The following is a 13,397-nucleotide window of genomic DNA, read 5'->3' as shown; positions in this document are numbered from 1 at the left end:
AGACAAAACTACCCGCGTTGGAACCGCCTTCGCATACTTTCCTCACGGGATCGCGAGGAAAGTGTACCTCAAGGTTTGAAGTCCAGCGGCGCATTTTTGAACACTTCATACACAGCCTGACTTGGTGGCTTCGGCATTTTCGCCTGTCGTGCCGCGGCCAGCGCGGCCTGACAGAGCGCCGGATCGCCCCCTTCAGACTGAATATCTAACAGCGTTCCATCAGGAGCCAGTTTGATACGTAACGTACAGGTCTTCCCGGTGTAGGAGGACGCATCATAGAAGCGGCTCTCAATTGCCGTTTTAATCTGCCCTGCGTAGTTACTGATATCGGCTCCGGATGCACCGTTGTTCTTAGTGTTACCCGAACCCGCCGGCGCTGCATTGTTGCCTTTCGCTCCGCCGCCCGTTTTCGGTGCATTCTTACCGGAGCTGAGATCGCCAAACAGATCGTCAACGCCTTCCGCGGCGGCGGCTTTCTCTGCTGCGGCTTTTTTGGCAGCCGCTTTCTTATCGGCGGCGGCCTTCTCGGCAGCAGCTTTCTTCTCAGCGGCGGCTTTTTCCGCAGCCGCTTTCTTCTCGGCTGCCGCTTTTTCCGCTGCAGCGGCTTTCTTCTCCGCTGCTGCTTTCTCTGCGGCAGCGGCCTTCTCAGCGGCAGCTTTTTCAGCTGCGGCGGCCTTCTCGGCTGCGGCTTTTTCAGCAGCAGCCTGTTTAGCCGCTTCCGCCTGCGCTTTCTTCTTCGCATCGGCTGCCGCTTTCGCAGCTTCTGCTTCCGCTTTCTTCTGTGCGTCGGCGGCGGCTTTCGCGGCCTCCGCTTCGGCTTTCTTCTGTGCATCGGCGGCGGCTTTGGCTGCATCCGCCTGCGCTTTTTTCTGCGCGTCTGCTGCGGCTTTCTTCGCCGCCTCTTCCGCCGCTTTCGCCTGCGCATCCGCTTTGGCTTTCGCATCAGCGGCGGCTTTCGCTGCCGCTTCTTCAGCCTGTTTCTGCTGCTGTTGCGCCTGCTTTGCTGCCTCTTCTGCCTGCTTCTGCTGTTCGGCCTGCTCGCGCGCGGCTTCCTGCGCCTGCAGACGCTCTTTCTCTACCTGCTTCAGACGCTCCTGCTCGGCGGCCTGCTTTTCACGCATCTCCTCCGCCTGCTGCTGCGCCTGTTTTTCACGCTGCTCTTCCGCGCGTTTAGCGCTCGATTGCTGGTGCTGTTGGCGGTTGTAGTTCTCCACTACCGCGCCGGGATCGACCATTACGGCGTCGATCGACGAGCCGCCACCGCCGCCCGCTGACGCTTCAATATGCTCATCGAACGAACTCCAGATCAGCAGCGCCACCAGAATTACGTGCAGCACGGCTGAAATGAGTATCGCTCGCTTAAGCTTGTCGTTTTGTACGGTTGCCTTTGACACTCTCGGTTCCCAAAAACTGTCCGCCTGTTAAGCCGGTGATCAGATAGGCTGCGTCATCAAGCCAACCGATTTCACACCCGCGCTATGTAACAGGTTCAGCGCTTTAATGATTTCGTCGTACGGCACGTCCTTCGCCCCGCCGATTAAGAACACGGTTTTCGGATTGGATTGCAGGCGACGTTGCGCCTCCGCAATAACCTGCTCCGGCGGTAGCTGATCCATACGATCTTTCTCTACCACCACGCTGTATTGCCCGACACCGGAAACTTCAATAATCACCGGAGGATCGTCATTGGTGCTGACGGTCTGAGAATCCGTCGCATCCGGCAGATCGACCTCGACGCTCTGGGTGATGATGGGCGCCGTTGCCATAAAGATCAGCAGCAGCACCAGCAGCACGTCGAGCAGCGGCACAATATTGATTTCGGACTTCAGGGCACGCTTGCTCCGCCCACGGGATCTGGCCATGGCTTACTCCTTATTGCTGTCGCTGCTGGCAAACGCCTGGCGATGCAGAATAGCCGTGAACTCTTCCATAAAGTTGTCGTAATTCTGTTCCAGTTTATTGACGCGCTGGTTCAGACGGTTGTAGGCCATCACCGCCGGAATTGCCGCGAACAGGCCGATAGCGGTGGCGATCAGCGCTTCAGCGATACCCGGTGCAACCATTTGCAGCGTCGCCTGTTTCACCGCGCCCAGCGCGATAAAGGCGTGCATGATCCCCCAGACGGTACCAAACAGACCAATATAGGGGCTGATGGAGCCAACGGTACCGAGGAAAGGAATGTGGTTTTCGAGGCTTTCCAGTTCGCGATTCATCGAGATACGCATCGCCCTGGAGGCACCTTCAACAATCGCTTCCGGCGCGTGGCTGTTGGCGCGATGCAGACGGGCAAACTCTTTAAAACCGCTATAGAAAATCTGTTCAGAGCCGCTCAGATTATCGCGACGGCCCTGGCTTTCCTGATAGAGACGAGAGAGTTCAATGCCGGACCAGAACTTATCTTCGAACGCTTCCGCTTCACGCCCTGCGGCGTTGAGGATGCGGGTTCTCTGGATAATGATTGCCCAGGATGCGATTGAAAAACCAATCAAAATCAACATGATAAGTTTGACCAGAAGGCTCGCCTTCAGGAACAAATCAAGGATGTTCATGTCAGTCACTGCTTAAACTCCGCGACAATAGACTTGGGAAGCGCACGAGGCTTCATTAAGAGTGGATCAACACAGACAACCAGCACTTCAGCTTCGTTCAGCACTTTGTTCTCTGCGTTGACGATCCGCTGCGAGAACACCATAGACGTTCCACGCATTGATGTTATTTCCGTTTGGACGTCGAGCATGTCGTCGAGTCGGGCGGGTGCAAAATACTCCAGCGTAATTTTGCGCACCACGAACGCGACCTGCTCTGCCAGCAGAGCCTGTTGGCTAAAGTGATGGTGGCGCAGCATCTCGGTGCGGGCTCTTTCATAAAAAGCAACGTAGCTGGCGTGGTAAACCACACCACCGGCATCAGTATCTTCGTAATAGACACGAACCGGCCATCGAAACAGCGTTGTATTCACTTTACATCCCGGTAATGCAAAAAAGGTTAGAGCTTTTAAACTTCGCTACTATACGCGCGGGCAAGGTGCTTTGGAATGGGTTGTGGTAAACGGAGAGTAAAAATTTATGGGCTTTTGCAAGCCCATCGGGATAGCGGATATTTCTTATTCAAAAGAAGAAGAAAAGCAGACCTGCAAGCAGCACAACATCAGCAATCAGCGGGCAAAACAGCCCCTGCCAGTGCAGCGCGCGAGGACGAAAACCGACGCCGTGGATCACACCGGCGCAAACGGCCCACATCAACAGCAGACCATGCCAGATCTCAAGCTCACTGGTTTTCGCCGCAAAGCGCGACGGGTCCCAAAAAATGCACCCTGCCAGCAGCAGCGCCATTATTAAGGAAAGGGCCCGTAACGGGCCCTTGTCCATTACCGCATAGAGCTTTGCGATAATCTTATCCATCAATGTTCTTCTTGACCGGCTTTGGTTGCTTCAACATGTTCCAGCGCCAGCGCGGTGATCACACCAAAAGCACAGGCAAGAAGCGTTCCTAAAATCCAGGCGAAATACCACATATTCAGCTCCTTACTTAGTACATAGAGTGGGTGTTGCTTTCGATCTGCTCTTTGGTAATACGACCGAACATTTTCCAGTAACACCAGGTGGTGTAGAGCAGAATGATCGGTACGAATACCGCAGCAACCCAGGTCATCAGGTTCAGCGTGCGCTGCGTCGAGGTCGCATCCCACATTGTCAGGCTGGCGTTCAGCATGGTGCTGGACGGCATGACGAACGGGAACATCGCGATACCTGCGGTCAGAATGATGCACGCCAGCGTCAGGGACGAGAAGACAAAGGCGAAGGCTGATTTATCCAGACGCGCAGTCAGGATAGTCAACAGCGGCAGCGCCACGCCCAGCGCCGGGATCGCCCACAATACCGGAGTATTGTTGAAGTTAGTCAGCCAGGCACCCGCCTGTACCGCAACTTCTTTGGTCAGCGGGTTCGAGGCAGCATGGTGATTCATCGCAGAGGTGATCACATACCCATCAATACCGTACACCACCCAAACACCGGCCAGCGCGAAGCAGACCAGGGTAACCAGGGCTGCAATCTGTACCGTGGCGCGTGCGCGCAGGTGCAGTTCGCCGACGGTACGCATTTGCAGGTAGGTCGCGCCCTGGGTCAGGATCATCGCCACACTCACTACACCGGCCAGCAGACCAAACGGGTTCAGCAGCTGGAAGAAGTTACCGGTATAGAAGAGGCGCATGTCGCCATCCAGGTGGAACGGTACGCCCTGCAACAGGTTACCGAACGCCACGCCAATCACCAGCGGCGGCACGAAGCTACCGATGAAGATGCCCCAGTCCCACATGCCGCGCCAGCGCACATCTTCAATCTTCGAGCGGTAATCAAAGCCAACCGGACGGAAGAAGAGTGAGGCCAGCACGAGGATCATCGCCACATAGAAGCCGGAGAAGGCTGCCGCGTAGACCATCGGCCAGGCGGCGAACAGCGCGCCACCGGCAGTGATAAGCCAGACCTGGTTGCCGTCCCAGTGCGGCGCGATGGAGTTAATCATCACGCGGCGCTCGGTGTCGCTACGCCCCAACACGCGGGTCAGCATGCCAACGCCCATGTCGAAACCATCGGTGACGGCAAAACCGATCAGCAGAATGCCCACCAGCAGCCACCAGATAAAACGTAATACTTCATAATCGATCATTTCACGACTCCTGTCTTAGCGTGCCGGCTGAGTAGTCACAGTGGACTGCTCGTAGTGATAGCGACCTGTTTTCAGGCTGCTCGGCCCAAGGCGAGCAAATTTGAACATCAGGAACACTTCGGCCACCATAAACAGCGTATAAAGGCCGCAAATCAGAATCATTGAGAACAGCAGATCGCCGACGGTCAATGAGGAGTTGGCAACGGCAGTCGGCAGCACTTCACCAATCGCCCACGGTTGACGACCGTACTCAGCCACAAACCAGCCTGATTCGATCGCAATCCACGGCAGCGGAATGCCATACAGCGCGGCGCGCAGCAGCCATTTCTTCTCGCCGATGCGGTTACGGATCACCGTCCAGAAGGAGATGCCGATAATCAGCAGCATCAGCACGCCACTGGCCACCATCAGACGGAAGGCGAAGTAGAGCGGCGCAACGCGTGGAATAGAGTCCTGGGTCGCTTTCTGGATCTGCGCTTCCGTCGCGTCGGTGACGTTCGGGGTATAGCGTTTCAGCAGCAGGCCGTAACCGAGATCTTTCTTCACGTTATTGAACTGCTCACGTACTGCCGGATCCGCGGAGCCGGAGCGCAGCTGTTCAAGCAGTTGGTAAGCTTTCATACCGTTACGGATACGCTCTTCGTGCTGCGCCATCAGGTCTTTCAGGCCGATAACCGGCGTGTCGACCGAGCGGGTAGCGATAATGCCGAGCGCAAACGGGATCTGGATAGCGAATTTGTTCTCTTGTTTATCCTGATCCGGAATACCAAACAGGGTAAACGCTGCCGGAGCCGGTTGGGTTTCCCACTCCGCTTCAATGGCGGCCAGTTTGGTTTTCTGCACGTCACCCATTTCGTAACCGGACTCATCACCCAGCACGATAACGGAGAGGATTGCCGCCATACCGAAGCTGGCTGCGATAGCAAAGGAGCGTTTCGCAAACGCAACGTCACGACCGCGCAGCAGGTAGTAGGAGCTGATACCAAGAATGAAGATAGCGCCGCAGGTGTAGCCGGAAGCCACGGTGTGCACAAATTTGACCTGCGCAACCGGGTTAAGCACCAGTTCAGAGAAGCTCACCATCTCCATACGCATGGTTTCGAAGTTGAAATCAGAGGCGATGGGGTTCTGCATCCAGCCGTTGGCGACGAGGATCCAGAGTGCGGACAAGTTGGAGCCCAGAGCAACGAGCCAGGTTACCGCCATGTGCTGAACTTTGCCCAGACGATCCCAACCGAAGAAGAACAGACCCACGAATGTGGATTCGAGGAAGAAGGCCATCAGACCTTCAATGGCCAGCGGCGCACCGAAAATATCCCCAACGTAGTGAGAATAGTAAGACCAGTTAGTCCCGAACTGGAACTCCATGGTCAGACCGGTCGCCACGCCCAGCGCGAAGTTGATCCCAAACAACTTGCCCCAGAACTTGGTCATATCTTTGTAGATCTGTTTGCCGGAGAGGACGTAGACCGTTTCCATAATTGCCAGCAGGAACGCCATACCAAGCGTCAGCGGCACAAACAGAAAGTGGTACATCGCGGTCAAGGCAAACTGTAAGCGTGACAGTTCGACTATATCTAACATCATGACTCCTTGCTCATCGCATGAAGACTCCGAGAGTAAACCCCCGTTAGCGAAGGTTCACACGCATGCCCCAATACAAATTTGCTGCACTGTTTTATTCACTCTCCCAATGTCGGGACAATGAATAAAAAAAGTTACAACCAGGTTAATAAAAAATTCGAATTGATCTCGCGAATATATTACTCCGCAAAACCGTAACAATAAAAAGCATTTATTGATTATGTTTTACGTTTTACGACGGCGATCAATTAATCCCCAACTTTGCACTTCGCGGTCAATTTGATCCGCGACAATTTAGCGAGTTTTGACTGCTTTTCCAAGCTTTTAAATATTGATTTAAATCATTTACCATTGACGGTGTTAATTTTGTATTTAAGGTGTCCGCCGGGTAAAAGCAGTGTTAATAATATGTTTACTGTAACGCAATTTATGGTTATCAATTGCCGAATAAAGCGAAGAAAGGTAAGTTACTTTACCCGGTAAGTTAAAAAGGGGAAAAATGAGTAAGTCTTAAGTGAAATGGCTCAACTATTTCCAGATTGATTTTACAAATATTTCACTTATCCAATTAATATAATTAACACCGCTTCGTTATTATAAAAATAAGCATCTTTAAAAGGCGATACTTAGCGCTATTATTCATAACTTTTATGACCTGCTGTCAGGTCGCAGGATAATGCTGCAAGCGCCCTCCCCTGCCTGCCTCCCTTTTTTTACCACGCATAGATTCGGGCAATAAAAAAGGCCGCTCCAGGAGCGGCCAACCATGTCGAATTGCGCTGCTCCCCTGCGTGGGGGAGCGATGGTTTTTTATTTAATTACTGTTTTCAGAGCGTCGCCGATATCGGCCAGGCTGCGCACGGTTTTCACGCCAGCTGCTTCCAGCGCCGCGAACTTCTCGTCCGCCGTACCTTTACCGCCTGCGATGATGGCGCCTGCGTGGCCCATACGCTTGCCTTTCGGCGCGGTAACACCGGCGATGTAGCCAACAACCGGTTTGGTGACGTGCTCTTTGATATAGGCTGCGGCTTCTTCTTCCGCGCTACCACCGATCTCACCGATCATGACGATCGCTTCGGTCTGCGGATCTTCCTGGAACAGTTTCAGGATATCGATAAAGTTAGAGCCCGGGATCGGGTCGCCGCCGATGCCTACACAGGTGGACTGACCGAAACCGTAATCCGTGGTCTGTTTAACCGCTTCATAGGTCAGGGTGCCGGAGCGCGAAACGATGCCGACTTTACCCGGCTGATGGATGTGGCCCGGCATAATGCCGATTTTGCACTCGCCTGGGGTAATCACGCCCGGGCAGTTTGGCCCGATCATGCGCACGCCGGCTTCATCCAGCTTCACTTTCACCGTCAGCATATCCAGCGTCGGGATACCTTCAGTGATGGTGATAATCAGTTTGATACCTGCGTCGATCGCTTCCAGGATGGAGTCTTTGCAGAACGGAGCCGGAACGTAGATAACCGTTGCGGTCGCGCCGGTCGCATCTACCGCTTCACGCACGGTGTTGAACACCGGCAGGCCGAGGTGTGTGGTGCCGCCTTTGCCTGGCGTTACGCCGCCAACCATCTGCGTACCGTAGGCAATCGCCTGTTCGGAGTGGAATGTACCCTGGCTTCCGGTGAAGCCCTGGCAGATAACTTTGGTGTTCTTATCGATCAAAACAGACATTATTTCCCCTCCACTGCGGCAACAACCTGCTGTGCTGCATCCGTCAGACTTTTCGCTGCGATAATATTCAGGCCGCTGTCAGCCAGGCGCTTGGCACCCAGTTCAGCGTTGTTACCTTCCAGGCGTACGACTACCGGCACGTTCACGCCAACTTCTTCTACTGCACCGATGATGCCGTCTGCGATCAGGTCGCAGCGCACGATGCCGCCGAAGATGTTAACCAGAACGGCTTTCACGTTCTCATCGGAGAGAATGATTTTGAAAGCTTCGGTTACGCGCTCTTTGGTCGCGCCGCCGCCAACGTCGAGGAAGTTAGCCGGTTCGCCGCCGTGCAGTTTAACGATGTCCATGGTGCCCATCGCCAGGCCTGCGCCGTTAACCATGCAGCCGATGTTGCCGTCGAGGGCAACGTAGTTCAGCTCCCACTGTGCAGCCTGCGCTTCGCGCGGGTCTTCCTGAGACTGGTCGCGCATTTCGCGCAGATCCGGCTGGCGGAAGAGTGCGTTGCCGTCCGCGCCCAGTTTGCCGTCGAGGCAGATCAGGTCGCCCTGCTTGGTGATCACCAGCGGGTTGATTTCGATCAGCGCCAGGTCGCGCTCAAGGAAGATGGTCGCCAGACCCATAAAGATTTTAGTGAACTGCTGAACCTGCTTACCTTCCAGACCCAGTTTGAACGCCAGGTCACGACCCTGATACGGCATCGGGCCGGTCAGCGGATCGATAGTGGTTTTGTGGATCAGGTGCGGGGTCTCTTCCGCCACTTTCTCAATCTCAACACCGCCTTCGGTGGAGGCCATGAACACCACGCGACGTGAGCTACGGTCAACCACCGCGCCCAGGTAAAGCTCTTTGTCGATATCGGTCGCCGCTTCAACCAGAATCTGGTTAACCGGCTGGCCGTTAGCGTCTGTTTGGTAGGTTACCAGGCGTTTACCCAGCCAGTGCTCCGCGAATGCGCGGATCTCTTCTTTGCTGTTCACCACTTTTACGCCGCCCGCTTTACCGCGGCCGCCTGCGTGAACCTGGCATTTTACAACCCACGGGCCTGCGCCAATTTTTGATGCCGCTTCTTCGGCTTCACGCGGGGTAGTACAGGCGTATCCAACCGGAGTCGGCAGACCTGACCGGGCAAAAAGCTGTTTCGCCTGATACTCATGTAAGTTCATCTGTTCTATCCATCCTTCAGGTAATCATTATCAGGGTGTCTGCGGGTCGGGGTGCCCTGTTTGCCGGATCCGCCCACAGTCAGGTGATGACTTCAGGCCCGGCATCCGCCGGGCCCTGGCCGACTACACGTCCAGCAGCAGACGGGTCGGATCTTCCAGCAGCTCTTTGATGGCGACCAGATAGCCCACAGACTCACGGCCGTCGATCAGACGGTGATCGTAAGAGAGCGCCAGGTACATCATCGGCAGGATCTCAACCTTGCCATTAACCGCCATCGGGCGATCTTTAATGGCATGCATGCCGAGGATCGCGCTCTGCGGCGGGTTGATGATCGGGGTGGACATCAGCGAACCAAAGACACCGCCGTTGGTAATGGTGAAGTTACCGCCGGTCAGATCTTCCACGGTCAGCTTGCCGTCGCGCCCTTTCAGCGCCAGCTCTTTAATTTTCTTCTCGATATCTGCCATGCCGAGGGTGTCGACATCGCGCAGCACCGGGGTCACCAGGCCACGCGGCGTGGAAACAGCCATACTGACATCAAAATAGTTGTGGTAAACCACATCATCGCCATCGATAGAAGCGTTCACTTCCGGGTAGCGTTTCAGCGCTTCAACCACCGCTTTCACGTAGAAGGACATAAAGCCCAGACGGATGCCGTGACGCTTCTCGAACGCGTCGCCGTACTGCTTACGCAGATCCATAATCGGCTTCATGTTGACTTCGTTGAAGGTCGTCAGCATGGCGGTGGAGTTTTTCGCTTCCAGCAGACGCTCGGCTACGCGTTTGCGCAGGCGGGTCATCGGTACGCGTTTTTCCGTGCGGCCAGCCGGGGCCGGAGCCGGGGTGCTGGCAGCAGCCGGAGCTGCCGCTGGTGCAGCGCTCTGCGCCGGGCCTTTCGCCAGATGCTTCTCAACATCTTCACGGGTCAGACGACCACCAACACCGGTACCTTTGATGTCGCTGGCTTCCAGGTTGTGCTCGGCCAGCAGGCGACGGATCGCCGGGCTCAGGGCATCATTGTTCTGCTCTTCCAGCGAGGCCTGCTGGCGCTGCGCCGGTGTAGACTCTTTCTCTTCAGATTTAGCACTGCTCTCTTTGCCTGCGCTGTTGCCCTCTTTCAGACGGCCCAGAATCTGGCGGGAGGTAACGGTTGTGCCTTCCTCTTCCAGCACGGCATCAAGGATGCCGTCCGCTGACGCCGGCACTTCCAGTACCACTTTGTCAGTTTCGATTTCTACCAGCACTTCATCACGTTTAACGCTATCGCCTGGTTTTTTGTGCCAGGTTGCAACGGTCGCGTCAGCAACGGACTCAGGCAGATCGGGAACAAGAATATCTACGCTACTCATTATTTATCCTTTAATTAATTGACGTTCAGCGCGTCATTTACCAGATCTTGTTGCTGTTTCTGGTGAACGGAGAGGTATCCCACCGCCGGAGAGGCGGAGGCCGGGCGACCTGCGTAACGCAGACCTGCCCCAAACGGAATCACATCACGGAAGTGATGCTGGCTGCAGTACCATGCGCCCTGGTTCAGCGGCTCTTCCTGGCACCAGACAAAATCATGCACATGCGCGTACGGCTTCAGCGCTTCCTGCACCGCCTGGTGCGGGAACGGATAGAGCTGCTCAATGCGGACAATCGCGACATCTTTCTGATCGTTCTTACGACGCTGTTCCAGCAAATCGTAATAAACCTTACCGGAACAGAGGATAACGCGTTTCACGCCCTGCGGATCGAGATCGTCCACTTCGCCAATCGCCGGCATAAAGGTGCCGTTCGCCAGCTCATCAAGCGTTGAGACCGCCTGCGGATGACGCAGCAGGGATTTCGGTGACATCACAATCAGCGGACGGCGCATACCGCGCAGCGCCTGACGACGCAGCATGTGGTAAACCTGCGCCGGGGTCGACGGCACGCAAACCTGCATATTCTGCTCGGCGCAGAGTTGCAGATAGCGCTCCAGACGCGCGGAGGAGTGCTCCGGGCCCTGCCCTTCATAGCCGTGCGGCAGCAGCATTACCAGGCCACACATACGGCCCCACTTCTGCTCGCCGGAGCTGATGAACTGGTCGATAACCACCTGCGCACCGTTGGCGAAGTCGCCGAACTGCGCTTCCCAGATGGTGAGCGTGCGCGGCTCAGCGGTGGCGTAACCATACTCAAACGCCAGCACCGCTTCTTCCGACAGCACGGAGTCCCAGACGCGGAACGCGCCTTGGCTGTTATGCACGTGTGCCAGCGGGGTGTAAGTCGAACCGTTAGTCTGGTTATGAACCACAGCATGACGGTGGAAGAAGGTGCCGCGACCGGAGTCTTCACCGGAGAGACGCACCGGAATGCCCTCATCCACCAGCGTAGCGTAAGCCAGGGTTTCCGCGCCGCCCCAGTCAAACAGCTTGTCGCCGTTCGCCATCAGCTGACGGTCAGCGTAGATTTTCGCTACGCGGGACTGCATCTCAATCGCGTCCGGTACGGTGCTGATGCGCTTCGCCAGCTCTTGCAGGCGCTTCATCTCCACCTTGTTCGGGTAGCTCTCATCCCACTCGTGGTTGAGGTACGGCGACCAGGTGAAGGAGTGCATATTCATCGGACGCCATTCAGCGACCACGCACTCACCGGCGTCGAGCGCATCGCGGTAGACGTTAGCCATTTCGGTGGCGTCTTCCGCGGCGATGGTGGTTTCCTGCTCCAGACGGCTGGCGTAAATCTGACGCGGCGTCGGGTGCTTTTTGATTTTCTGGTACATCAGCGGCTGGGTTGCACTCGGCTCATCGGCTTCGTTATGGCCGTGACGGCGATAGCACACCAGGTCGATAAAGACATCGCGTTTGAAGGTATTACGGAAATCGAGCGCCAGGCGGGTGACAAAAGCCACGGCTTCCGGATCGTCCGCGTTAACGTGGAAAATCGGCGCCTGCACCATTTTACCGATATCGGTACAGTACGGCGTTGAGCGCGCATCCAGCGGGTTCGACGTGGTGAAGCCCACCTGGTTGTTGATAACGATACGCACGGTGCCGCCCACTTCATAGCCGCGGGCTTTGGACATGTTGAGGGTTTCCTGCACCACGCCCTGGCCTGCGACCGCCGCGTCACCGTGAATAGTGATCGGCAACACTTTGTTGCTGCTCGGTTCATCAAGGCGATCGAGACGCGCGCGCACGGAACCGATAACCACCGGGCTTACGATCTCGAGGTGCGACGGGTTAAACGCCAGCGCCAGGTGAACCAGGCCGCCTTCGGTTTCAACGTCGGACGAGAAGCCCATGTGATATTTCACGTCGCCGGTGCCGAGATGCTCTTTATGCTTGCCGGCAAACTCGTCGAACAGGTCCTGCGGCTTTTTGCCCAGCACGTTAACCAGCACGTTCAGACGACCGCGGTGCGCCATGCCCAGCACCACTTCGCGGGTGCCGCTTTTACCGGCGTGGCGGATCATCTCTTTCAGCATCGGCACCAGCGCGTCGCCACCCTCAAGGGAGAAGCGTTTCGCGCCAGGGAATTTCGCGCCCAGATAGCGCTCCAGCCCTTCGGCGGCGGTCAGTTCGCTTAAGAAGCGCTTTTTCTCTTCTGCCGAGAAGCTGGATTTGCCGGTGGCCGACTCGATGCGCTGCTGGATCCAGCGTTTCTCTTCGGTGCTGGTGATGTGCATGTACTCGGCGCCGATGGAGCCACAATAGGTCTCTTTCAGCGCATGGAGCAGCTCGCCCAGCGGCATAGTGTCTTTGCCGATAGCAAATGACCCGACATTGAAGCTGTTCTGGAAATCGGCTTCGGTCAGGTCATGGAATGCGGGATCGAGATCGGCGACCCTCTCCTGCTGCCATAATCCCAGCGGATCGAGATTCGCATGCTGGTGACCACGGAAGCGGTAGGCGTTAATGAGCTGCAGGACTTTGACCTGCTTAACGTTGGTATCGGGGTCGGAAATCGAGGAGGAGTAACGTGAAGCGTCCTTCGCCAGCTGGCGGAAGTAATCACGCGTTTTGGAGTGGAACTGATCCGGTTTGACTCCGGTACCTGGTAACTGCTGGAACATAGATCGCCAGTTCGCATCTACCGAGTCAGGATCGGTTAAGAAGTCTTCATAGAGCTGTTCTATCCAGCTCTGGTTAGACCCAGAGAGGTAAGAAGAGTCCAGCCAGGCTTTCATTGCGCCGTTCTGCATCGTGATCCCTTAAGCATTGTTATGCTTACTTCGCCGTGGATAACTTCGACGTACACGTACGCGCACGTCCCAGGGTTCACCTGCGGGTTCTTTGACCCGCGAAGGAACCTTTAAAAACAGCCTAATC

The 13,397-nt window shown here is 55.9% G+C and carries 12 protein-coding genes; all 12 read right to left on the bottom strand.

Annotated elements, in window-relative coordinates:
* Positions 1-68 precede the first annotated feature (68 nt).
* Positions 69-1,394, bottom strand: coding sequence for a cell envelope integrity protein TolA (tolA, locus tag BWI95_RS12455; protein ID WP_034811770.1), 1,326 nt, complete (start codon positions 1,392-1,394; stop codon positions 69-71).
* A gap of 39 nt (positions 1,395-1,433) precedes the next feature.
* Positions 1,434-1,862 (bottom strand): colicin uptake protein TolR, encoded by a 429-nt coding sequence (tolR, locus tag BWI95_RS12450; RefSeq protein ID WP_023478226.1) that lies wholly within the window; start codon positions 1,860-1,862, stop codon positions 1,434-1,436.
* Positions 1,863-1,865: 3 nt separating this feature from the next.
* Positions 1,866-2,558, bottom strand: coding sequence for a Tol-Pal system protein TolQ (gene tolQ / locus BWI95_RS12445; RefSeq protein ID WP_023478229.1), 693 nt, complete (start codon positions 2,556-2,558; stop codon positions 1,866-1,868).
* The gene (gene ybgC / locus BWI95_RS12440; RefSeq protein WP_034811764.1) at positions 2,555-2,959 is read right to left on the bottom strand and encodes a tol-pal system-associated acyl-CoA thioesterase; all 405 of its coding nucleotides are present in this window, start codon (positions 2,957-2,959) and stop codon (positions 2,555-2,557) included. The genes tolQ and ybgC overlap by 4 nt, the downstream gene beginning before the upstream one ends.
* A 148-nt stretch (positions 2,960-3,107) precedes the next feature.
* Positions 3,108-3,401 carry a cyd operon protein YbgE gene (gene ybgE / locus BWI95_RS12435; RefSeq protein WP_054803722.1) on the bottom strand — a complete coding sequence of 98 codons (294 nt, stop codon included), beginning with the start codon at positions 3,399-3,401 and terminating at the stop codon, positions 3,108-3,110.
* Positions 3,401-3,514 (bottom strand): cytochrome bd-I oxidase subunit CydX, encoded by a 114-nt coding sequence (cydX, locus tag BWI95_RS12430; RefSeq protein ID WP_071789428.1) that lies wholly within the window; start codon positions 3,512-3,514, stop codon positions 3,401-3,403. Before cydX ends, ybgE begins: the two co-directional genes overlap by 1 nt.
* Positions 3,515-3,528: 14 nt before the next feature.
* Positions 3,529-4,668 carry a cytochrome d ubiquinol oxidase subunit II gene (gene cydB / locus BWI95_RS12425; RefSeq protein WP_023478221.1) on the bottom strand — a complete coding sequence of 380 codons (1,140 nt, stop codon included), beginning with the start codon at positions 4,666-4,668 and terminating at the stop codon, positions 3,529-3,531.
* Positions 4,669-4,683: 15 nt separating this feature from the next.
* Positions 4,684-6,252 (bottom strand): cytochrome ubiquinol oxidase subunit I, encoded by a 1,569-nt coding sequence (gene cydA, locus BWI95_RS12420; protein ID WP_042712263.1) that lies wholly within the window; start codon positions 6,250-6,252, stop codon positions 4,684-4,686.
* 810 nt (positions 6,253-7,062) lie between these two features.
* Positions 7,063-7,932 (bottom strand): succinate--CoA ligase subunit alpha, encoded by an 870-nt coding sequence (gene sucD / locus BWI95_RS12415; protein ID WP_042712262.1) that lies wholly within the window; start codon positions 7,930-7,932, stop codon positions 7,063-7,065.
* Positions 7,932-9,098 carry an ADP-forming succinate--CoA ligase subunit beta gene (gene sucC / locus BWI95_RS12410; protein ID WP_034811760.1) on the bottom strand — a complete coding sequence of 389 codons (1,167 nt, stop codon included), beginning with the start codon at positions 9,096-9,098 and terminating at the stop codon, positions 7,932-7,934. Before sucC ends, sucD begins: the two co-directional genes overlap by 1 nt.
* A gap of 123 nt (positions 9,099-9,221) precedes the next feature.
* Positions 9,222-10,448 carry a 2-oxoglutarate dehydrogenase complex dihydrolipoyllysine-residue succinyltransferase gene (gene odhB, locus BWI95_RS12405; protein ID WP_076769564.1) on the bottom strand — a complete coding sequence of 409 codons (1,227 nt, stop codon included), beginning with the start codon at positions 10,446-10,448 and terminating at the stop codon, positions 9,222-9,224.
* Between the two features lie 14 nt (positions 10,449-10,462).
* The gene (gene sucA / locus BWI95_RS12400; RefSeq protein ID WP_042712261.1) at positions 10,463-13,270 is read right to left on the bottom strand and encodes a 2-oxoglutarate dehydrogenase E1 component; all 2,808 of its coding nucleotides are present in this window, start codon (positions 13,268-13,270) and stop codon (positions 10,463-10,465) included.
* Positions 13,271-13,397: the final 127 nt, after the last annotated feature.

The sequence above is a fragment of the Kosakonia cowanii JCM 10956 = DSM 18146 genome (genome assembly GCF_001975225.1).
Taxonomy (GTDB): Bacteria; Pseudomonadota; Gammaproteobacteria; order Enterobacterales; family Enterobacteriaceae; genus Kosakonia; species Kosakonia cowanii.
The sequence above is the reverse complement of the archived record's forward strand: the minus strand, read 5'-3'. Positions and strand labels throughout refer to the sequence as shown.

Excerpts from the sequence above, each read along its gene's own strand:
- tolR (WP_023478226.1), bottom strand. The coding sequence starts at position 1,862 with ATGGCCAGATCCCGTGGGCGGAGCAAGCGTGCCCTGAAGTCCGAAATC.
- ybgE (WP_054803722.1), bottom strand. The coding sequence starts at position 3,401 with ATGGATAAGATTATCGCAAAGCTCTATGCGGTAATGGACAAGGGCCCG.
- cydX (WP_071789428.1), bottom strand. The coding sequence starts at position 3,514 with ATGTGGTATTTCGCCTGGATTTTAGGAACGCTTCTTGCCTGTGCTTTT.
- cydB (WP_023478221.1), bottom strand. The coding sequence starts at position 4,668 with ATGATCGATTATGAAGTATTACGTTTTATCTGGTGGCTGCTGGTGGGC.
- cydA (WP_042712263.1), bottom strand. The coding sequence starts at position 6,252 with ATGTTAGATATAGTCGAACTGTCACGCTTACAGTTTGCCTTGACCGCG.
- sucD (WP_042712262.1), bottom strand. The coding sequence starts at position 7,932 with ATGTCTGTTTTGATCGATAAGAACACCAAAGTTATCTGCCAGGGCTTC.
- sucC (WP_034811760.1), bottom strand. The coding sequence starts at position 9,098 with ATGAACTTACATGAGTATCAGGCGAAACAGCTTTTTGCCCGGTCAGGT.
- odhB (WP_076769564.1), bottom strand. The coding sequence starts at position 10,448 with ATGAGTAGCGTAGATATTCTTGTTCCCGATCTGCCTGAGTCCGTTGCT.
- sucA (WP_042712261.1), bottom strand. The coding sequence starts at position 13,270 with ATGCAGAACGGCGCAATGAAAGCCTGGCTGGACTCTTCTTACCTCTCT.